This window comes from Moritella sp. 28 (assembly GCF_018219435.1).
Classification (GTDB): Bacteria; Pseudomonadota; Gammaproteobacteria; order Enterobacterales; family Moritellaceae; genus Moritella.
The window spans coordinates 4,933,202-4,953,276 of sequence record NZ_CP056121.1 but is presented as its reverse complement, the minus strand read 5'-3'; the positions used below and the strand labels follow the sequence as shown (position 1 = coordinate 4,953,276).

20 protein-coding genes are annotated in these 20,075 nt (G+C 40.8%); 6 read left to right on the top strand and 14 right to left on the bottom strand.

Annotated features, from left to right (window positions below; all coding sequences use genetic code 11):
• The first annotated feature begins 80 nt into the window (after positions 1-80).
• From pip to HWV02_RS22060, 3 genes are all read left to right on the top strand, one after another.
• Positions 81-1,055: a prolyl aminopeptidase gene (gene pip / locus HWV02_RS22070; RefSeq protein ID WP_211677880.1), complete on the top strand. Its 975-nt coding sequence runs from the start codon at positions 81-83 to the stop codon at positions 1,053-1,055.
• Between the two features lie 61 nt (positions 1,056-1,116).
• Positions 1,117-1,554 (top strand): D-aminoacyl-tRNA deacylase, encoded by a 438-nt coding sequence (dtd, locus tag HWV02_RS22065; RefSeq protein WP_211677879.1) that lies wholly within the window; start codon positions 1,117-1,119, stop codon positions 1,552-1,554.
• Positions 1,555-1,591: 37 nt separating this feature from the next.
• Entirely contained in the window at positions 1,592-2,491 is a 900-nt protein-coding gene (locus tag HWV02_RS22060) for a bifunctional GNAT family N-acetyltransferase/hotdog fold thioesterase (RefSeq protein WP_211677878.1), read from the top strand.
• 27 nt (positions 2,492-2,518) lie between these two features.
• On the opposite strand, the gene recG is transcribed toward HWV02_RS22060, so the two are convergent.
• The 10 genes from recG to HWV02_RS22010 all read right to left on the bottom strand — a co-directional run bounded on the left by recG (position 2,519) and on the right by HWV02_RS22010 (position 13,388).
• Positions 2,519-4,591: an ATP-dependent DNA helicase RecG gene (gene recG, locus HWV02_RS22055; protein WP_211690640.1), complete on the bottom strand. Its 2,073-nt coding sequence runs from the start codon at positions 4,589-4,591 to the stop codon at positions 2,519-2,521.
• 126 nt (positions 4,592-4,717) lie between these two features.
• Positions 4,718-5,404, bottom strand: coding sequence for a tRNA (guanosine(18)-2'-O)-methyltransferase TrmH (trmH, locus tag HWV02_RS22050; RefSeq protein ID WP_211677877.1), 687 nt, complete (start codon positions 5,402-5,404; stop codon positions 4,718-4,720).
• Positions 5,405-5,597: 193 nt separating this feature from the next.
• Entirely contained in the window at positions 5,598-7,718 is a 2,121-nt protein-coding gene (gene spoT / locus HWV02_RS22045) for a bifunctional GTP diphosphokinase/guanosine-3',5'-bis pyrophosphate 3'-pyrophosphohydrolase (protein WP_211677876.1), read from the bottom strand.
• 256 nt (positions 7,719-7,974) lie between these two features.
• Positions 7,975-8,250, bottom strand: a complete 276-nt coding sequence (rpoZ, locus tag HWV02_RS22040; protein WP_211677875.1) for a DNA-directed RNA polymerase subunit omega — start codon at positions 8,248-8,250, stop codon at positions 7,975-7,977.
• 59 nt (positions 8,251-8,309) lie between these two features.
• A complete protein-coding gene (gene gmk, locus HWV02_RS22035; protein ID WP_211677874.1) occupies positions 8,310-8,936 on the bottom strand; it encodes a guanylate kinase in 627 nt (208 codons plus the stop codon).
• A 126-nt stretch (positions 8,937-9,062) separates the two neighbouring features.
• Complete coding sequence (locus tag HWV02_RS22030; RefSeq protein WP_211677873.1) at positions 9,063-9,392, bottom strand: multidrug efflux SMR transporter; 330 nt, start codon at positions 9,390-9,392, stop codon at positions 9,063-9,065.
• Positions 9,393-9,497: 105 nt separating this feature from the next.
• Positions 9,498-10,628: an S-(hydroxymethyl)glutathione dehydrogenase/class III alcohol dehydrogenase gene (locus HWV02_RS22025; protein ID WP_211677872.1), complete on the bottom strand. Its 1,131-nt coding sequence runs from the start codon at positions 10,626-10,628 to the stop codon at positions 9,498-9,500.
• Between the two features lie 286 nt (positions 10,629-10,914).
• Complete coding sequence (locus tag HWV02_RS22020) at positions 10,915-11,274, bottom strand: glutathione S-transferase N-terminal domain-containing protein (protein WP_067040799.1); 360 nt, start codon at positions 11,272-11,274, stop codon at positions 10,915-10,917.
• Positions 11,275-11,452: 178 nt separating this feature from the next.
• The gene (locus HWV02_RS22015; RefSeq protein ID WP_211689339.1) at positions 11,453-12,685 is read right to left on the bottom strand and encodes an NADH:flavin oxidoreductase/NADH oxidase family protein; all 1,233 of its coding nucleotides are present in this window, start codon (positions 12,683-12,685) and stop codon (positions 11,453-11,455) included.
• A gap of 103 nt (positions 12,686-12,788) precedes the next feature.
• Positions 12,789-13,388 (bottom strand): TetR/AcrR family transcriptional regulator, encoded by a 600-nt coding sequence (locus tag HWV02_RS22010; RefSeq protein ID WP_211677870.1) that lies wholly within the window; start codon positions 13,386-13,388, stop codon positions 12,789-12,791.
• A gap of 302 nt (positions 13,389-13,690) precedes the next feature.
• On the opposite strand from HWV02_RS22010, the gene HWV02_RS22005 reads away from it, so the two are divergent.
• The gene (locus HWV02_RS22005) at positions 13,691-14,149 is read left to right on the top strand and encodes a DUF1772 domain-containing protein (protein ID WP_211689338.1); all 459 of its coding nucleotides are present in this window, start codon (positions 13,691-13,693) and stop codon (positions 14,147-14,149) included.
• A 51-nt stretch (positions 14,150-14,200) separates the two neighbouring features.
• On the opposite strand, the gene HWV02_RS22000 is transcribed toward HWV02_RS22005, so the two are convergent.
• Positions 14,201-15,445 carry a dicarboxylate/amino acid:cation symporter gene (locus tag HWV02_RS22000; protein ID WP_211689337.1) on the bottom strand — a complete coding sequence of 415 codons (1,245 nt, stop codon included), beginning with the start codon at positions 15,443-15,445 and terminating at the stop codon, positions 14,201-14,203.
• Between the two features lie 177 nt (positions 15,446-15,622).
• Between HWV02_RS22000 and HWV02_RS21995 the strand changes: the two genes are divergently transcribed.
• A complete protein-coding gene (locus HWV02_RS21995) occupies positions 15,623-16,498 on the top strand; it encodes a LysR substrate-binding domain-containing protein (RefSeq protein ID WP_211677867.1) in 876 nt (291 codons plus the stop codon).
• Between the two features lie 18 nt (positions 16,499-16,516).
• Here HWV02_RS21995 and HWV02_RS21990 read toward each other — a convergent pair whose 3' ends face one another.
• Complete coding sequence (locus HWV02_RS21990) at positions 16,517-17,005, bottom strand: hypothetical protein (protein ID WP_255550572.1); 489 nt, start codon at positions 17,003-17,005, stop codon at positions 16,517-16,519.
• Between the two features lie 174 nt (positions 17,006-17,179).
• On the opposite strand from HWV02_RS21990, the gene HWV02_RS21985 reads away from it, so the two are divergent.
• The gene (locus HWV02_RS21985) at positions 17,180-18,136 is read left to right on the top strand and encodes a helix-turn-helix domain-containing protein (RefSeq protein ID WP_211689336.1); all 957 of its coding nucleotides are present in this window, start codon (positions 17,180-17,182) and stop codon (positions 18,134-18,136) included.
• Between the two features lie 593 nt (positions 18,137-18,729).
• Here HWV02_RS21985 and HWV02_RS21980 read toward each other — a convergent pair.
• Positions 18,730-19,401, bottom strand: a complete 672-nt coding sequence (locus HWV02_RS21980) for a YceH family protein (protein ID WP_211677865.1) — start codon at positions 19,399-19,401, stop codon at positions 18,730-18,732.
• Positions 19,401-20,009, bottom strand: coding sequence for a cob(I)yrinic acid a,c-diamide adenosyltransferase (cobO, locus tag HWV02_RS21975; RefSeq protein WP_211689335.1), 609 nt, complete (start codon positions 20,007-20,009; stop codon positions 19,401-19,403). Before cobO ends, HWV02_RS21980 begins: the two co-directional genes overlap by 1 nt.
• Positions 20,010-20,075: the final 66 nt, after the last annotated feature.

Below are 20,075 nucleotides of genomic sequence, written 5' to 3'. Positions count from 1 at the left end.
GGTTAACATTGTTGCGCTAATGTTAGGTTAAGCTATCAACCTCTAGTGTCTTTTGTTGTGGATAAGAGGTTGATATTGCTATGATTGGACTGTACCCGGCCATTCAGCATTATGCTGAACATCATTTATCTGTAAGCTCTCTGCACAGTCTTTATATTGAGGAAGTGGGTAATCCTGATGGTATACCGCTATTATTTCTGCATGATGGTCCAGGTAAGGGGGTTCTGGAAGATGATAGACGTTTATTCGACCCTAAGCTATACCGAATAATTTTGTTTGACCAACGTGGCTGTGGGCGCTCTAAACCGTATGCCTGTATTGAAGACAATACCACCCAAGATTTATTGCAGGATATTAGTGCTATCTTAACGCTGTTAGATATTCGCCGTTGCGTATTATTCGGTGAAGGTTGGGGGGCTACGTTAGCGCTACTGTATAGTTTGAGCCATCAAGATAAGGTACAAGGCTTAATACTACACAGTTTATTTTTAGCGCGTAATCAGGATTTAACGTGGCAATTTTCAGCATCGGGTGGTGCCGCACAGTTGTTTCCTGATCATTTTAAGCAGCTAGTTAGCCGTGCTAATGGAAGGGATTATGGTGCCTTACTCTCTGCATATAGTCAGTTGTTAGTCAGTGATAATGAGATAGAAAAAATGGCAGCGGCAAAAGCTTGGGTAGAGTGGCAAGCGCAAATTGGTAATCCACATCCTGAATTCCGCAGTAAAGTGGATCTGATTGATGCTAATGTGGCGCTTAGTATGTCGACGCTACAATGTCATTATTTTTCGAAAAATTGTTTTATTTCTGACAATTATATTTTTAAGTGTCTAGACTCATTATCACATTTACCGATAATTATGGTGCATGGGCGCTTTGATATCTCTAATCCGTTGGGGCCTGCGTACGAATTATGTCAGCACCTCTCATTAGCTAAGCTGTTTATTGTGCCTCATGCGGGTCATTTTGATTGTGAACCTGGCATGATAGATGCGTTACGAAAAGCAACAGAACTCATGGCTGAGATTATTGCGTTTGAGTTTGTCAGTGATTAATTTAAGGAGTTTCGGTATTATCAATAACATTAAATTTTAATAATGATTATTGAGGAATGGCATGATCGCATTGATCCAGCGTGTGCGCAAAGCAGATGTAACCGTTGAAGACGACGTTATCGGTAAAATAGGCCAAGGCTTAGTGGTGTTATTAGGCATCGAGAAAGGTGATACCGAGGCGAAAGCCAAGCGTTTATGTGAAAAATTATTAGCGTATCGCGTTTTTAGTGATACAGACGATAAAATGAATTTAAATGTTCAACAAGTCAATGGCGAACTGTTAGTGGTATCGCAATTTACTTTAGCGGCAGACACTAATTCTGGTACAAGGCCGAGCTTTTCGACTGCTGCTGCTCCCGCTGATGCCAGTCATTTATATGAATATTTTGTTGGTCAATGTCATCAAAAACAAATAACGACAGAGACTGGGCGCTTTGCTGCAGATATGCAAGTGTCGTTAGTCAATGATGGACCGGTTACTTTTTGGCTGCAAGTGTAGACTGCAGACCATGAGTGATAATAGACAAGGAGAGAATATGTTTCATGTGCATATACCTGAAACGGAACAAGAGTTAGAAGATTATTATCATTTGCGCTGGTCGTTATTAAGAGCACCATTACAACGTCCGCGTGGTAGCGAAAAAGATATCTATGATGAGCACAGCGAACATCGTATGATTTTGAATAATGCTGGCACACCCATCGCGTGTGGGCGGATTTACACCGCGGGTGCGGATGAATCACAGATTCACTATATGGCCGTTGATCCTAATCACCGTAAGCAGGGCTTAGGCAGTTTACTGATCTCGGCTTTAGAAGATGAAGCTTACAAGGCCGGTAGTGAACGCATTGTCATGAATGCACGTGTTGAAGCGGTGCCGTTTTATGAAAAATGCGGTTTTTCTTTAGTGGGCAGTGGCCAAATTAGTGAAGGTGTTCGTCATCGTCAGATGATTAAAGAAGTGAATGCCATGGATAAGATTTTACGACATCCAGATTGGTGCGCTGAACTACAACAAGAATGGGCAAGCAAGATCCCGATTAGCCAACACATGGGTATTAATATTCGTCAGTACAGTGGTTGGCGATTTGAAACTGCAGCGCCATTAAATGCCAATGTGAATGTTCACGATACCATGTTTGCTGGCAGTATTTATAGCCAGGCGACGCTAACAGGCTGGGGATTGGTTTGGTTAATGTTAAAAGAGCAGGGGTTATTGGGGAATATAGTGCTGTCGAAAGGCTGTATTAATTATAAACGCCCGATTAATTTGGAACCCTTTGCTGTGGCACATAAATATCGGATGAAGGGCAGCTTGCTGGAATTATTAGAAGGGCGTAATGCCAAGTTGGATATTGACGTTGACGTTTACAGTGGCCCGAAATTGGCCGCGGTTTTCAGTGCGACCTTCGTTGTGATACCTGTCGGTGTCTAGCGTTAGCGCTGTTTATTAAATGACAGGTTAAGCGTTGGAATAAATGTCCTTGTCTGCCATCCAACGTTGGGTGATCGCATGGGCATTATCGGGATGCTGTTGCAGTAAGTGGCGAGCAATATTTTGGACTAGAGGAATAAGTTGTTGGTCGCGAACTAAGTCTGCCACTTTTAAGTCTGCAATACCGGTTTGTTTACTACCTAGCATCTCGCCGGGGCCACGGATCTCGAGGTCTCGTTGTGCAATTTTGAATCCGTCGGTGGTTTCCCGTAATACCGATAAACGCTTACTGCCGGTATCGGAAAGTGGTGCGTGATAAAGTAATACACAGTGGCTGGCCACTTTCCCACGGCCGACTCGACCACGTAGCTGATGTAATTGTGCCAGACCCAAACGCTCTGGATTTTCGATAATCATCAAACTTGCATTTGGCACATCAACACCGACTTCAATAACAGTGGTTGCGACTAATAAATCCAACTGCTTGTTCTTAAAAGCTTCCATTACGTATTGTTTTTCAATGGCTTTCATTCTGCCATGTACTAAACCAATTCGTAAGTCAGGTAACATTTTTTGTAAATCATTAGCGGTATCTTCAGCGGCTTGGGCCTCTAACACCTCAGATTCTTCAATGAGAGTACACACCCAATAGACTTGACGACCTTCATTTTTAACGGCTAATTCAACCCGTTCGATGATCTTTCCGCGTTTGCTATCGGGCATCACCACCGTGGTAATAGGGGTTCGCCCTGGTGGTAATTCGTCAATGACCGAGGTATTTAAATCTGCATAAGCGGTCATGGCCAAGGTGCGTGGGATAGGGGTTGCTGTCATAAATAATTGGTGCGGGTATAAACCACTGACCGCGCCTTTTTCACGTAGGGCAAGGCGTTGCTCTACACCAAAACGATGTTGCTCATCAATAATGACTAAGGTTAAATTTAAGAATTTTACTGCATCTTGAAAAATGGCATGGGTGCCGACAATCATTTGCGTTTCGCCACTAGCAATCGATTCTAGCTCCGCTTCTCGCGCTTTACCTTTTTGTTTACCAGATAACCAGCCGACTTTGATACCCAGCTGATTGAACCAGCCTTTGAAATTAAGTGCATGTTGCTCGGCTAATATCTCAGTTGGAGCCATCAATGCCACCTGATAGCCATTACCGATAGCCTGAAGGGCCGCTAAGGCTGCAACAAGGGTTTTGCCTGACCCAACGTCACCTTGAACCAAACGCATCATAGGGTAGGCTTTCTGGAGGTCCTGTTTGATTTCAGCAACAACACGTTGTTGGGCATTGGTTGGCGTAAAAGGTAATTGTGCCAAAAATTTATCGGTAATTGTTTTGCTGGACTGCAATTTGATTGCGGGATGCTGCTGCATTTTTTTGCGTAATTGCAGCATGCTGATATTTTGCGCCAGTAGTTCTTCAATAATAAGGCGTTGCTGCGCAGGGTGTTGACCTTGTTCTAGCAGCTCAAGTGAGACATCGGGTGTTGGTCGGTGCAATAGTTGGATTGCATGATTTAACTCGATTTGTCCTGTGTATAAACCTTCAGGTAATAGCTCTTGTAATGTCGTTTGTGTTAAGTGTTGCAGTGCTTGGTCTGTTAGATTTCGTAAGGTAAGCTGCTTTAACCCATCTGTTGAAGGATATACAGGTGTTAGCGTTTCTTCACTCATTTCTGAGCTGGTAGCATGCGCAAGTTTATATTCTGGATGGACAATTTCATAACCAAAGCGGCCACGGCGAAACTCGCCAAATGCGGTAATTGTTTTTCCGACACTGAAACTGTTTTTTTGTCCGGCATTAAAATGGAAAAATAATAAGGTGATGATGCCTGTGCCGTCGTTGACTTTACAAGACATTATTTTGCGTTTACCAAACGTGACATCGCAACTGACGATCTCGCCTTCGATAGTACCGTGTAGACCGGGTAAAAGGTCTTGAATCGGATAGATGGTCGTACGATCTTGATATCGGCTTGGTAGATGAAACAGCAGATCCTGAACTGTGACTAAGTTCAGCTTTGCTAATTTCTCGGCCATTTTGGCGCCAACACCTTTTAACTCGATAACCGGGATCTTATCTAGTCGCATAATCACTCACGAATCCACTGTACATATAAACATATATTATCAGAAGATTTATACTCAAGCTACTACGATATGGATCATGCTAGCTTTGCATTTTGGTATTAAATGCAAAGCTAAATTTAAGCTGGCCTAGTTTGAACTACGCAGTGCATCCCACCACGATTCGTCAGCAACAATTTGACCTTCTTCATCTAATTCTGGATAAGCTAAACCTTTACGTTTACATGCTTTTGCATAGATAGGGTGGCCGCCTTCAAAGTAGATTTTGTGCTGTTCTTCAGCAGATAATTTACTTTCGCCTTGGTACATGCCTGCATTATCACGTTGACGTTGTGCTTCATATAAAATTGTCGCGGTTGCTACTGATACGTTTAGGGATTGCACCATACCAACCATAGGGATGATGATATCTTGATCTGCAAGTGCCAATGCTTCTGCACTGATACCGGTTTTTTCTTGACCCATTAAGATTGCCGTTGGTTTGGTGTAGTCAATTTCACGGAAATCAACAGCAGTATCAGACAGGTTAGTTGCAAGAACTTGCATGCCTTGGGCTTTTAATTCTTTGATTGCTTCAGCAATGTTATCGTGAGAGTGTACTTTCACCCAGTTTTGGCTACCTGTTGCAGTGCCTCCAGATACCTTTGTTGGACGTACAGACCATACCGCGTGAACATTGTTGACACCAACTGCATCGCAAGTTCTTACTACGGCTGCAAGGTTATGTGGTTTATGCACCGATTCCATACAAACAGTAAGATCTGGTTGGCGGTGTTGGAGCATTTTAGTGATGCGTTCGAGACGTTCTGGGGTCATGGTCTTACTCTATCAGATTTAATTGGCGAGGTATTATACCCAAATCACGGGCTAATGCGAATATCTGAACTTAGCTTAGGCGGGTCTGGGTCGGTTGAATGGCGTTTATATAACGAAGCCGTACTTTACAACGGCTTCGTTATCAGCAAACTAGCACTTTGTTATACATACATTCACATTGTTCATTGAATGCTTAATTATAACTGCGTGATATTTTTAGTACGTCTTGCAGGGTGCGGATCTTCTTCATTACATCTGCTACATGTTTTCGGTTTTTAGCGGTAATAAGAATATCAACGTTATAAACACGAGCATCCTTTTCATCGGTAACAATGTTATGAATATTAGCGCCTGTCGATGCTACAGTATTCGTCAATTTTGCTAATACACCTTGGTGATTAACAACTTGGATACGGATCTCGGTTTTAAACTCTTGGCTTGGATCGATATTGTCATCCCATTCCACTGGGATATAACGATCTGGTTCATTTTGATAACCGTGGATATTACGACAAGTCTCAATATGTACAACCAAACCTTTGCCAGGGCTTAAGTGGGCAACAATTGGGTCACCTGGAATCGGATGACAGCAGTTCGCAAAACTAACTAGCATGCCCTCTGCGCCCTTAATTGGCATTTTATCTTCTTCCGAGCGTGGTGAAAGGTCGGTCAGTTCATCAACACGACCTTGCAGGCGGCGAGCAATCAGGATGCTCATCATGTTACCGAGACCGATCTCGATAAGCAGGGCATCTAAATTTTCACATTTGGTATCTTCGAGTACTTGGTTTAAGTTTTCGATGTGAATGTCATCGACTTTAACACCGCTTAATGCGTGGTTTAATAAACGACGACCTAGAATGATTGAATCTTCGGTACGCATGTTTTTTAATTGCTGACGGACACGAGCGCGGGCTCTTCCTGTGACAATAAAGTTTAACCATGCTGCATTTGGTCGCGCACCTGGCGCGGTAATAATCTCAACTGTTTGGCCATTTTTTAATGGTTGGCTTAGCGCATGTGGTTGGCGATTAACACGGGCACCAACACAAGTATGACCAACATCGGTATGGATTGAATAAGCGACGTCTACCGGTGTCGCACCACGTGGTAGCTCGATAATCTTACCTTTAGGTGTAAAAACATAAATTTCATCTGGGAACAGATCTGTTTTCACACTTTCAATAAATTCAAATGACGAACCAGCACTTTGCTGTAATTCGAGTAAGCTTTGCATCCACTTCTGTGCACGTAATTGTGCATTGGTATTAACTTTGTCTGCGCCTTGTTTGTATGACCAATGTGCAGCAACACCACGGTCAGCCATAAGGTCCATATCTTTAGTACGGATTTGGATCTCAAGTGGCACTCCGTGTGGACCTACTAATGAAGTATGCAGTGATTGATAGCCATTAGTTTTTGGAATGGCAATGTAATCTTTAAAGCGCCTTATCTTTGGTTTGTACAAACTGTGCATTTGACCCAGTACACGGTAGCAAGTATCAAGGTCGTCAACGATGATCCTGAATGCATAAATATCAACAACTTCATGGAACTGGACGCGTTTCTTTTTCATCTTGTTGTAGATACTAAAGATGAGTTTTTCACGACCATCTGTTTTCGCCGGGACGCCTGCTTCAACTAAACGGCCTTCAATTTCTTGACGGATGTTAGACATCACTTCTTTGCGATTACCACGTGCTGATTTTACCGATTCAGTCAGGATTCGGTAACGCATTGGGTACATGGCCTCTAGCCCTAATTCCTCTAATTCATTTTTAATATTATGAATACCAAGGCGGTTAGCGATCGGCGCAAAAATTTCCAAGGTTTCACTGGCGATACGACGGCGTTTGTCTGGTCTTAAGGCACCAAGTGTTCGCATGTTATGGGTACGATCGGCCAGTTTGATTAAGATAACGCGTATATCTTGTACCATCGCCATGAACATTTTACGGAAGTTTTCTGCTTGTGCTTCTTTGCGATCGCGGAATTTAAGCTTATCAAGTTTAGATACACCTTCCACTAATTCAGCAACGGTATCACCGAATAATGACGCAAGGTCTTCTTGGGTTGTTTCTGTATCTTCAATCACATCATGGAGCAGTGCCGCCATAATGGTTTTATGATCGAGGCGCATATCAGCAAGAATTTCAGCAACGGCAACAGGGTGAATAATGTAAGGTTCACCCGTGCTTCTCTTTTGAGGTAGATGCGCTTCCCGCGCGACTAAATAAGCATGTTCAATGAGTTCGACTTGTTCAACCGATAGGTAGGTTGATGTCGTTGCTTTTAAATTTGCGAATATATGCAAGTACTGCCTCGTCACTAAAAAGTTGATATAAATAAGGTGATAATATTAGCAAGATAATCAAAAGTGGAGCTAATTGCACCTTTAAATTTATATCTTCTTAATATTTATGCCAACTCAATCTAGAATCAGCAGCTTGGATATTTTGAGTTTAAACATACATAAAAGCTCATAAAGACCATTTTGGGGTGGATCATAGGCATTAAAAAAGGTGCAATATGCACCTTTTTTATAAAATCATCGAAAAGATGATTAGGTATTAGCCACGGCCTTCAGCGATTGCTGCTACTGCTGCAATTTGCTGTGCTTCGTGCTCTTGCTGCTCTTGATGGTCGCCAGCATCCATTAATTCGTTGCTAATTAGACCCGCTTCAATTTCACGAAGGGCGATTACAGTCGGTTTATCATTCTCAGGTGCTACTAGAGGTTCTTTACCATTAATCTGTAATTGACGAGCGCGACGTGCCGCCATTAATATTAGGTCGAAACGGTTACCAACCTGTTGTACAGCATCTTCTACGGTTACGCGTGCCATGCAGGAACTCCCAGTGAATTAAGTCTAAAAAATGACGAGAAACTATACTTTATTTTTGCCTACTTAACCAGCAAATCTTTCATAATTACGTTGTTTTTTGCTGCTTGCTTTGTTGAACGGAGTCTTTCTGCACGAACAATTGCGTGAAGATCTTCTAATGCAGTCGAAAAATCGTCATTAATAATAAGGTAATCATACTCATTATAGTGTGACATTTCAGCTTCTGCTTCAGCCATTCTGCTTGCAATAATTTCGTCGCTGTCTTGACCGCGGCTATTTAGACGACGCTCTAACTCTTCACGGCTTGGAGGCAGGATAAAAATACCACGCGCATCCGCAATTTGTTCTTTTATTTGACGCGCACCTTGCCAATCGATATCGAGGAAAATATCAATACCGCGAGCAAGTGTTTTTTCAATCGTTACACGAGATGTGCCGTAGTAATTACCGAATACTTCAGCCCATTCAAAAAACTCATTGTTTTCGATTTGTTGTTTGAAGTCTGTTACAGGGATGTAGTGGTAATGAATGCCGTCAACTTCACCAGGACGAATTGCTCGAGTCGTGTGAGATACAGACACTTTCATATCGCTGCTTGGGTTTGCATCTAGAAGTGCTTTGATAAGACTTGATTTTCCTGCGCCACTTGGAGCGGATACAATAAATAGAGTGCCTTTACGTGCCATGGTGAGCCTTTGATTAGCGTTAAAAGCGGCCCAAGATAGCATAAGTACAAGGAAGAATTAAACTGCTTTCATACTTTACTCTGTCACAATACACAAAAAAGTGCTGGAAACTGTTAGTAAAGTAGCTTAATGGGAGTGTGGGGTCGAGGACAGATTGATTAAGGCAATGCCGACAGCGATAAATAACATGCCGATCCAAACTTTAGTATCGAGGTGCTGTTTGTAGATTAAGCTCGACATATAGGTCACCAAAATAATCGCTAATCCAGCCCATGATGCATGCACAATTCCCACGGGTAAGTTTTTAACGGCTTGCCCTAAAAATAAAAAGGCGAGTAGGTGGCCAAAGATAACAATGACGCTGGGCCAGAAGTTGCTAAATCCATTGGTCGCTTTCAGTGCTACGTGTGATGTTGCTTCTGCTAATACGCCTAATAAAAGAAATAACCAACCCATAACGCTACCTGCTCACTCTGATTTATATAAAATTTTATGCTTTAAAAACGCCTCCACATACTTGCTGTATGTGAAGGCGAATATAACTCGATTATTTGTAAACGCTTACTTATCGAAATGAATGACAGTACGAATACTTTCGCCTTTGTGCATCAATTCAAATGACTCGTTAATATCTTCTAAGCCCATCGTATGAGTAATGAAATCGTTTAGCTTGAAGTCACCTGCCATGTAGCGTTCTACAATTTCTGGTAACTCTGAACGACCTTTCACACCACCAAATGCAGAACCGCGCCATACACGACCTGTTACTAGTTGAAATGGACGGGTTGAGATCTCTTTGCCCGCACCGGCTACGCCGATAACAATCGATTCACCCCAACCTTTATGGCAGCATTCTAATGCCGAACGCATGACGTCAACGTTACCGATACATTCGAATGAGTAGTCAACACCACCGTCCGTTAATTCAACGATCACGTCTTGAATTGGTTTGTCGTAGTTTTTCGGGTTAATGCAATCTGTTGCGCCTAATTGACGAGCCAGTTCGAACTTGCTTTCGTTAATGTCGATAGCAATGATACGACCTGCTTTTGCCATTTGAGCGCCGATAATCGCAGAAAGACCTATACCACCTAGACCAAATACAGCCACTGTGTCGCCTTCTTGTACTTTGGCAGTATTAAGTACCGCACCCATACCGGTAGTTACACCACAGCCTAATAGACAAACCTCTTCTAATGGTGCTTCTTTGTTTACTTTTGCTAATGAAATCTCTGGTAATACTGTGTATTCAGAAAACGTTGAGCAGCCCATGTAATGGAAGATTGGTTGACCGTCTTTGTAAAAGCGCGTCGTGCCATCTGGCATTAGGCCTTGACCTTGAGTTTCTCTAATTTTTTGACAAAGGTTAGTTTTACCTGATTTACAGAACTTACATTCACCACATTCTGGAGTGTAAAGTGGGATGACATGGTCGCCAACTTCAACACTTGTTACGCCTTCACCAATTTGTTCAACGACACCGCCACCTTCATGACCAAGAATCACTGGGAAGATACCTTCTGGATCATCTCCTGACATAGTGAATGCGTCTGTGTGACATACGCCTGTTGCGATAATACGCACTAATACTTCACCTGCGCGGGGTAACATCACATCTACTTCTTCAATAGAAAGTGGTTGGTTAGGGCCCCAGGCAATAGCCGCTTTTGATTTAATAAATTTGTCAGTCATGTTGTTCTCTCTAATTTATACTGTCAGTTGGGAGGTAACACTGAGGTCCCTCGTTTTGTTGGAGCCATTATAGTTATTTCTCAGATATTGATAATCCCATAAAATAGTAAATTACTTTTACCATGTGGTAATAATATATGGGTATTAGTAGTGATTAGGTTAAAATTGAAATCGAATAGTTGGTATGTTGGGTTATTACGGCGAGGTGATTTTATTTATCATAAAAAAGCCTGATATTGTTATCAGGCTTTTCATACATTAATTAACTTGACTGGGCGCCATTTAATTAAGCAAATTTCTTTTCTAAGTGCGCAATGATGTCACTTGATTCATACATCCATTGTACTTGACCATTTTCTTCAATACGTAGGCAAGGAACTTTACGTTTACCGCCTTGTTGCTCGAGTTCGTTACCAAACGTAGCATCATTTTTCGCATCACGTACGGTGATATCTAAGTTTAAACGCTTCATGCTACGACGTACTTTTACACAAAATGGGCAAGCTTCAAATTGGTAAAGTGACATGTTATTGATCTCGCTATCAACTTTTGCTTGTGCATCAGCTGGGCGTTTCATGCTTTTTGGCGTGAAAATGAAATTAAGCGTTAAAATTAGACGGCCTAGTAGCCAGCGAACAACTTTCATGAATAAGTACCTTGTGAAAATGGGGTGAGTTTTTCGGTATGCTAACACATTTATAGCCCGTAAGGCGACGCTCAGCACGACTCTTGCTGTATATCTGCAAGAGGGTTAGGCGCAGACCTAATTAGTTATTGTTTATAATCAGGCTTATATGCAATATGATTGCGCGGTGACACTGTGACTAAGCACGGCGTTTTCTAAATGCGTAGATACCTGCGCCATAGAGAGTTTTGAAAAATACTGGCCAAGTACCTAAATTGGCTTTTGGCTGCTGCTGTTTAGCAATACGCGCAAGCTGGGCTTCGTACCACGTAATGTTTAACATCGCGATGCGATCAATGGCTTTAACACCTGTAGTTAAGTTCGGTAAACTAATCTTGTGGTCATCAGATGCCATTAGTTTATTCGGCAACTCGGTATCTAACGACATTGGGCGTGCTAATCCAATAAAATCTGTTGCGTTACTTTGTAGTGCAGAAAGCATAGCTTTACTTGAACGAAAACCACCAGTCACAACTAATGGTGTATCGGTAATAGCACGCACCTTTTCAGCATAAGCAAGGAAGTAAGCTTCACGCGCTAATGTTGATTTCTTCACTTTGTGACCGGTCATCGTTGGGCTTTCATAGGTACCACCACTGATCTCGATTTGATCGATGCCTGCATCAGATAATGCTTTGACTACTTGCATGGATTCTTCTTCGGTAAAACCACCTCGCATAAAATCGGCAGAATTCAGTTTAATACCAATCGGGAATGTGTCGCCTACTTCGGCACGTATTGCTTGATAGATTGATAATACAAAGCGCATGCGGTTTTCAATGCTGCCACCCCATTGGTCGTCACGTTGATTATGACGTGGAGACAGGAACTGGTTAACCAAGTAACCATGTGCACCGTGAATTTGTACACCTGTAAAGCCGACTTTCTTAGCTAATTTGGCACTGGTTTGGAATTGGCCAATAATATTCAAGATCTCTGATTCTGTCAGTGCGCGCGGGGTATTAAACCCTTTTTCTAAACCGTTCGTCAGTGCGATCGCCGACGGTGCAACAGGTTCTGCATTAATAAAATTCGGAGTTTGTTTACCGGGGTGATTTAACTGCGCCCACAGTTGGGTATTGTTAACACTGCCTTGTTGAGCCCAGCGTTTAAACTCAGTTAAATCACTCTGTTCATCTAACACTACTTGCTTTGGTTCGCCTAATGCATTGCGATCAACCATGAGATTACCGGTCATTGATAATCCTAAACCACCGAGAGCCCAAGCGTGATAAAGTGTCGCAAGTCCCGGTAATGGGTTATGCTCAGCATCACTAAGTTGCTCGCTCATTGCTGACTTAAATAAACGGTTTTTAATAAACGTGCCATTTTTTAAGGTAAAACCTTGTTGTAATGTAATTGCTGTTGTCATTATCAATCCTGCTTTAAATAATTAGACCGGTCGTCTTAAGTTGGGGCTTAAAAAAGCGATATTACAATTCGACTGATAATATCGCTGTTTGCGTGTTCGTTAGCTAGTTGGCTTTTAAAATGTCATCAAAAATGAAATCAGTGATCTGAGTAAGATTATCGGTATTACCGGCGATCTTCATTTCGATTAAACTGCCTTCCCATGCTGTCCACATTAATGTCGCCAACTGTTTTGCGGGTAGGTCGGTACGGATCAATTGCTGTGCTTGCGCATCGCTGATTAATCCTGATAATAATTGGTTTAATGCCTTCACCGAACGCTGCATTGCTTGTTGGCATAATACACTTGAATCACCAATGTCGTTGGCAACACTCGCTACCAAGCAACCTTGCTTGCCTTGTTGCTCGCTGTATTTTTGGCGAGCTTTTTCGAATAGCGCACGCAATTTTTCAATTGGGTTCAGGTTCGTGTTATCCAATAGCGGTTGAATTTCTTTTGCATTGGCGTGCATATCGGCTTCGATAAGCTCGGCAACAAAAGCTTCTTTGCTATTAAAGTAATTATAAAAGGACCCTTTCGGTACTTTAAGCTCATCTAGGATCTGTTTTATCCCAGTGCCGTGATAACCGTGTTGAGAGATATGCTTGATACCAACTTCAATCAGGGCTTCGCGAGTATGTTCGTTTTGTTTAGGTCTTGGCATTTGGTCATTCTATGACCGATCGTCTTGAAATGCAATCGTTAAAGATCGAGTGTAAATATAATTTCTTTATTTTGCGCCGCCTAACTAATTCCTATCGGCTGAAGGCTTGGAAGTATGAATTGACCATTTTCATGAACAACCTCATTAGCTATTTTGTAAGTTGCTGTAAATTAACTGTAAGTTATTGGTAAATTCATCGGGATCGACTTGTGGCTGGATGGTGGGTGTGGTTAATTAAGCGCGTATATTGATACTATATAAAAGTAGGTATGAATGTACTTTCCATTCATTCAGGAGTAAGTATGAAACAAATCAATAAAATAATGCAAGTATTAGTCATTGCCTTAAATGGCTCATTTATCGGCGCTATGATTTTAATTGCAATTGTTTTAGTGCCATTTTGGCAACTTTCTGAACCGCAATTATTCTTAGATTGGTTTTCAACTTATGGACATCTCATCGGTAGCGTAATGGTACCATTTGGACCCGGCGTTCTTATTTTGGCTATTTTAACGTGTTGTTTAAGCACTGAAAATAGAAAGTTATGGTTCTTAACTATTATTTTTATGCTGGCGAATATGTTGTATTATCCAATTTACTATGTGCCAACAAATACTTCATTTGCAGAGCAAACAATTGATGTTGCTCGAGTAAGTAATGAGCTATCAACTTGGCTAACGTTACATTGGCAAAGAATATTTTTTGCTATTGCAGCTTTAGTTACTTCGATTTTGGCTGTGACCAAAAAATCAATCAAGTAATATCCCACAAATAAGAATAGGTGTCGGTCGAACGACACCTATTTACTCATCTTAACGCTTACTCTGCTGCCATTTATCAACAACCAGCGCTGCAATCAGATCGCCTTCGACATTCACTGCGGTTCTGAATGTATCCAGTGGACGTTCGATAATCAGTAAGATCGCAATACCTTCGAGTGGAATACCTACAGCTAGCATCACTAACTGCATACCAGACATAGAACCCGATGGCATACCCGGTGCACCGACTGACGATACCATTGCCATAATAAAAATCATCACGATGCCAGTTGTACTTAAATCAATACCAAATAATTGCGCAAGAAAGATAGCGGCCACACCTTCAAACAAAGCGGTGCCATCCATGTTCATGACAGCGCCAAGGGGTAATACAAAGCTGCTGGTACTTTGTGATACACCCAGATCTTTTTCTGCAGCTTGCATTGATAACGGTAGCGTTGCAGTACTTGATGAGGTCGCAAATGCCATCGCCAGTGGTGCAGATATGGCTTTAAATAAGGTAGTAAATTTAATGCCTGTAAATATTTTTGCTAATACAGGCAAGATAATCACGCCATGGATCAGCGTCAGTACAAATACCAGTAAAGCGAATAATGCTAACTGACCAAATAAACCGGAATTCCCGGTAACAGTAAATTCAAACACGATGGCAAACACAGCAATCGGTGCGAGACTAATTATACTTTGGACTAACTTATTTAACCCTTTATTCAAGCCCGCAATAACATCAAATACCACATGGTGTTGTGGCAGTGACCGCAATAGCGACACTGAAAATAACAGCGAGAATAAGACAATGGCTAATAAATTGCCGCTAACCAAGGCTGCGAAAGGATTTATCAGTGCCATGGCGAGTAGTTTTGCGGCAATACTTGACCCAGTGACAGACTCCTGATCAATAAGTCTGATGTGATCTGCAACCGTAACAGGCTCGACTAAGGGTTGCCATTCTGGCATTAGCATTACTGCACCAAGCCCTAAGCTAATAGCGATAATCGAAGTCAGGCTATAAAAAATGAGTGTACTTACACCCAAGGTTTTTAATTTTAGCGTGGAGCCTATGTTGGTCATACCTTGCATTAAAGACAGCATCACCACCAACCCGATGACCATTTTTAGCAAGCCGATATAGGTGATCTTTCCTAGCAAGATCAGTTGATACCAAGTTTGTTCGGTAATATTGGCGACTGTTGGCATGATGGTGGCAAAAAACCAAGCCAAAATAGCGGCAGTCAGTAATTGCAGCGGCAATGAACGCTTGATCGTGGATAACATAATCTTTCTCGTTAGCGTTACTGGGTATCAGTAAATGAGGCGCGATTATATTGGAGTTATTCGACAATGATAATTAGCTTGATAAGCAAATCACTTTTACTGATTGGTAATAATGTAGGTTTATTGCAGGGAATAACTTATAATTGTTACCTAACTGTAGAATAAGAGAGTGTATAGATGAGTGATTGGTCTGGTGTTAGTGAGTTTGTTGCGGTTGCTGAAACCGAAAGTTTTACTGCGGCGGCAAAGCGTTTAGGGATCTCTACAGCGCAGGTTAGTCGACAAGTTTCTGCCCTTGAAGAACGGTTATCGGCAAAATTATTTTATCGTACTACACGCAAAGTATCGGTGACAGAGGTGGGGGGGATTTACTATCAACATTGCCGTCAGGTCATGGATGGGTTAGCAGATGCAGAACGTGCGATCACCAATTTACAAAGCACACCAAAGGGTAAGTTAAAAATCACTGCGCCTATTACCTATGGTGAGCGTAGTGTCGCGCCGTTAGTAAATGATTTTGTGACGCAATACCCTGAATTAGAAGTGCAGTTGATACTATCGAATCAGCAAATTGATTTAATCGATGAAGGTTTTGATTTGGCGATCCGCTTGGGTCAGTTAGGCGATTCATCCATGATTGGTAAACGATTAGCGACCCGAAAACAATATGTTTGTGCTGCGCCTGAGTATTTAAGTGCATTTGGTGCGCCGCATAGCTTATCTGAATTAGATCGTCATAATTGTTTGTCAGGGACACTGGATTATTGGCGTTTTCAGGAAAAAGGCAAAGCGCGTAATATTCGCGTGAAAGGTAATTTTAGTTGTAATAGTGGCCCGGTATTAGTGGATGCGGCGCTAAAAGGCGTAGGTATCGTGCAACTGCCGGATTATTATGTGCAGGAATACATTAATCAAGGTCAACTCATTGAATTACTACCGAACTACCGTGAACCAGATGATGCGGTATGGGCGTTATACCCACAGAATCGTCATTTATCCCCGAAAGTACGTATGCTGGTAGACTATTTAGCGAAAGAACTAGCAATAAACTAGCAATCGGAAAGTGATTGTCTAGGGTATAGAACAGACGTGATTAAATTCTTCACTATTATTGGCGGAGTAAAGATAAAGGAAGTTGTCTTTACGCTCAACCTTATAATCGATTGAAAAACCTTTATATAATAATTGATCATTATTAATCACATCATCAGAATGCTTTTTCTTAAAGTGTAAGTCGTTGAAAACCATCGATAAATTATTACCGTTTAGAATATATTCACCAATAAAGAGTAGTTCTACTGTTTCTGTGAGGCCGTTTTTATCCTTGACCAACATTCTATCTTTAATATAAAAACTACTCTTAGAACTAAAAGTATAAAGCATTGATTCATTTATCATTTCGTAATTTGAGTATGCATTACTTGGGAATCTAATTTTTTGGAAATTACACTTCCATTGACTACCGATCAAAACTAAATCTTGTGTTATCAAACTTTTACCAAGCAATATAAAACATAAAATGGCATATATAATGATCAGTTTAACTAAATATGATTGCATTTATTCACCACTCTACTATTTAATTTTCTTACTATTGTCGAATATAAATTTAAACAGCTAAGAATATGAATTAAGAATTTACGTTATAATATATTATATATAATTTTATTGCTTGTTCGTAGCTATGCTGACGAAGTGAAGCTCTATAAGTATCTAATTTAATATAGGACTTTAATGATTCACAAACAGCAATCAACCCAAAATAATATAGCCATAGATGTAGAGATGCGTGCTATCACTTGCCTTACTTCAGGCGTTACAGTGAATATGCGCCCTTTACCTTTTAGAGTGTTAATGTATTTATTCAAAAATCAAGATAAATGCATTTCTAGAGATGAACTGTTCGAAGTGTGCTGGCAAGGCGCAGTTGTTTCTGAGCAATCATTAACGAATACGATTTCTTATATAAGAAAGACGATAAAGAAACTAGAGTCTAATGAGTTGAAACTCAAAACCATTAGTAAAAAAGGCTACTCATTGGTAATTACTTTGAATAATGAATTACCTGGAAATTGTCTTAATGGGTCAATTGTAGATGGAGCTGAAGAGTCAAGTAAAGCACAAGAATCAAGTAAAGTACAAGAATCAAGTAAAGTACAAGAGTTAGATGATTCTTCTGATGACAGTGATAAAAAGAATAACGCTAATCGTGAGTTGTTAAACGATAGCAAAAGAATAAGCTTACCATCAATTAAGGGGAGCTACAGAAGAGGGCTCTGGCTTGTTGTTAATATAGTGTTTATATCGACATTAATCTTTTTAATCGCAAAGAATAATATGAGTAACGCTTCTTTTATGGATATAAAAAACTATCAACGCTATGAACTGGATAATATTGATATCTACATTAGTGATCTTGATGCATTACTTGTTGGCAGGGAGTTTAGAAAAGACCTAGGTGGTTCAAACCTAAATTTATGTGATATAAATAAGGTCTATATTAGGGTTTATTCCTCGCCATACGATAACGCTAACATCGCGATGAGTGCTTTTATCATAACCAATAAGGGCGAAAGTTTGAATATTATTAATTACAAACTAGTGGAGGAAGAACTCTACAGCTCAATCGTTGAATCAATTGCAAGTGACGATTTGTGTCATGGTTCTATCAATATCCCATCAGTCTTTTAAAATGTGATTATTTCAGTCTAAAATAATTCATATCACACTAAGAATTGCCTTAAACGTTGATTTTTTTATAATAAAAATATAACCAAAATGAAAAACTGCATGCGCTTTAGTTTGGGGTGATTATTTTTAGTTATTATTATACAGTTGCTTATGTCTAGTTTTTGTTATTGTTTATTAAATTATAAACATATTTCATTCTTGTTTATTTTTTAGTTAAATTTAACTTTATTATGATGCCTGATTTAGATTGAAACTTAGATTAAAGGTAAGTAATGAAAGCTGCAATAATATTTACGGCTGTGCTGATGTCGACATTGATGGTAAGTACTGTATCAACTTTTGAACTTAAAGGGTTTTATGTTGATGGTGTAAGCGATATTTCTGTCCGTAACGGTTATCGTATGAATCATCCATTAAAAATTTTCAGGCGAGCACGCGTAAATTCCAAGTATATTCTCTTCAATAGAAAAGTTAGGTGACGTTTCGACAATGGTATTCGTTAGGATCAAATTACACTGTCTTTCAATAGAGTAAGTTGGGAGTTCGAATCTGTGAACTCAGAACTCCCTTTGTTATTACTATGATCTAAAAATCTATTTTTTGAGTGCGACTACAGCAGATTGTAACGATTCTAACTGCGCTTTGAGTGTTGCGACTTCTTGCTCAAGTTCACCTACTCTCGTTGATAATGCACCATGTTCATCAGAACACTGATTCATCGTTTGTACTGCACTATCTGCTATTGCTGCCGAGGTTACTTCACCACTGAATAAATGGGCATAACGACAAGCACTTTGTCCCGGCTCTCTTGCCAGTTTAACGATAAATGGACCTTGTTCATGATTGACAAGTTGTTCCAGTGTCGCTTCAACTTCTTGTACATCATTAAATGGACATTGACGTGCTGAACGGGTTCTTAGTTCGCCAGGGGTTTGTGGCCCACGTAAAAATAGCAAGGTAAGGATCGCTAATTGCTGCGGGTTGAAACGAATTTTACTGAACTCAGTATTACCAAAACGATGGCGAATTTTAGCGCTGCGTTTTCCGCCATGTTCATCATTTACGACTAAACGTTTTTTCACTAAATCATCAACAATGTTTTGTACTTCATCTTGGCTAAGTGAGAGTACAGGCTCTCGGCTGCTTTTTTGATTACAGGCCGAGGTTAATGAGTTTAACGATAGTGGGTAATTATCTGGTGTAGTGTGTTCTTTTTCGATTAACGCGCCTAATACGCGGGTTTCATGTAGCGAGAGTTCATCCATTACCAGTCGATCCCTATTTGAGCTTTAATACCTGAGCGAAAGGCGTGTTTTTCTTCTCTTACTTCACTCACTGTGTCGGCGATTGCGACTAAATCTTTGTGGGCACTACGGCCAGTGACGATAACTGTTTGATCAACTGGGCGATTACGGATAGCGCTGAGTACTTCTTCCAAATCTAAATATTGGTAACTGAGCATGTAAGTCAGTTCGTCTAAAAGCACCATTTTAAGATCAGGGTTAGCTAACATGGCTTTAGCATGAACCCATGCTGCTTCTGCAGCTGCGATATCTGCGGCTTTATTTTGGGTATCCCAAGTGAAGCCAGTTTTCATTGCGTGATAAGGCATGTCAGGACGTACTTGCTGGATGAATTTTACTTCCCCCGCTTCCCATGTACCTTTAATAAATTGCACAACACCCGCATTAAAACCGTGGCCTATACAGCGAATGACATTACCAAAACCTGCACAGGTTTTACCTTTACCATTACCTGTCATTACGATCAAAATACCACGTTCTTCCGTGGCTTTATTGACGCGTTTGGCGACTGTATCTTGGATCTTCTGCATTTTTTGTTGATGTTTATCTTGGTTATGTTCTTCCGTCATTCTGCATTCCTTTCATGCCTTGTGCTATTAACTTCAGTGTAAGGCTTTTATGACTAAATGGAAGTG

Bases quoted from the DNA above. Each gene is read 5' to 3' on its own strand.
- HWV02_RS22025 (WP_211677872.1), bottom strand. From the start codon at position 10,628: ATGACTGACAAATTTATTAAATCAAAAGCGGCTATTGCCTGGGGCCCT.
- cobO (WP_211689335.1), bottom strand. From the start codon at position 20,009: ATGACGGAAGAACATAACCAAGATAAACATCAACAAAAAATGCAGAAG.
- HWV02_RS21985 (WP_211689336.1), top strand. From the start codon at position 17,180: ATGATTCACAAACAGCAATCAACCCAAAATAATATAGCCATAGATGTA.
- recG (WP_211690640.1), bottom strand. From the start codon at position 4,591: ATGCGACTAGATAAGATCCCGGTTATCGAGTTAAAAGGTGTTGGCGCC.
- HWV02_RS21980 (WP_211677865.1), bottom strand. From the start codon at position 19,401: ATGGATGAACTCTCGCTACATGAAACCCGCGTATTAGGCGCGTTAATC.
- trmH (WP_211677877.1), bottom strand. From the start codon at position 5,404: ATGACCCCAGAACGTCTCGAACGCATCACTAAAATGCTCCAACACCGC.
- pip (WP_211677880.1), top strand. From the start codon at position 81: ATGATTGGACTGTACCCGGCCATTCAGCATTATGCTGAACATCATTTA.
- HWV02_RS22000 (WP_211689337.1), bottom strand. From the start codon at position 15,445: ATGTTATCCACGATCAAGCGTTCATTGCCGCTGCAATTACTGACTGCC.
- HWV02_RS21995 (WP_211677867.1), top strand. From the start codon at position 15,623: ATGAGTGATTGGTCTGGTGTTAGTGAGTTTGTTGCGGTTGCTGAAACC.
- rpoZ (WP_211677875.1), bottom strand. From the start codon at position 8,250: ATGGCACGCGTAACCGTAGAAGATGCTGTACAACAGGTTGGTAACCGT.
- gmk (WP_211677874.1), bottom strand. From the start codon at position 8,936: ATGGCACGTAAAGGCACTCTATTTATTGTATCCGCTCCAAGTGGCGCA.
- HWV02_RS22020 (WP_067040799.1), bottom strand. From the start codon at position 11,274: ATGAAAGTTGTTCGCTGGCTACTAGGCCGTCTAATTTTAACGCTTAAT.
- HWV02_RS22010 (WP_211677870.1), bottom strand. From the start codon at position 13,388: ATGCCAAGACCTAAACAAAACGAACATACTCGCGAAGCCCTGATTGAA.
- dtd (WP_211677879.1), top strand. From the start codon at position 1,117: ATGATCGCATTGATCCAGCGTGTGCGCAAAGCAGATGTAACCGTTGAA.
- HWV02_RS22030 (WP_211677873.1), bottom strand. From the start codon at position 9,392: ATGGGTTGGTTATTTCTTTTATTAGGCGTATTAGCAGAAGCAACATCA.
- HWV02_RS21990 (WP_255550572.1), bottom strand. From the start codon at position 17,005: ATGCAATCATATTTAGTTAAACTGATCATTATATATGCCATTTTATGT.
- HWV02_RS22015 (WP_211689339.1), bottom strand. From the start codon at position 12,685: ATGACAACAGCAATTACATTACAACAAGGTTTTACCTTAAAAAATGGC.
- HWV02_RS22060 (WP_211677878.1), top strand. From the start codon at position 1,592: ATGTTTCATGTGCATATACCTGAAACGGAACAAGAGTTAGAAGATTAT.
- HWV02_RS22005 (WP_211689338.1), top strand. From the start codon at position 13,691: ATGAAACAAATCAATAAAATAATGCAAGTATTAGTCATTGCCTTAAAT.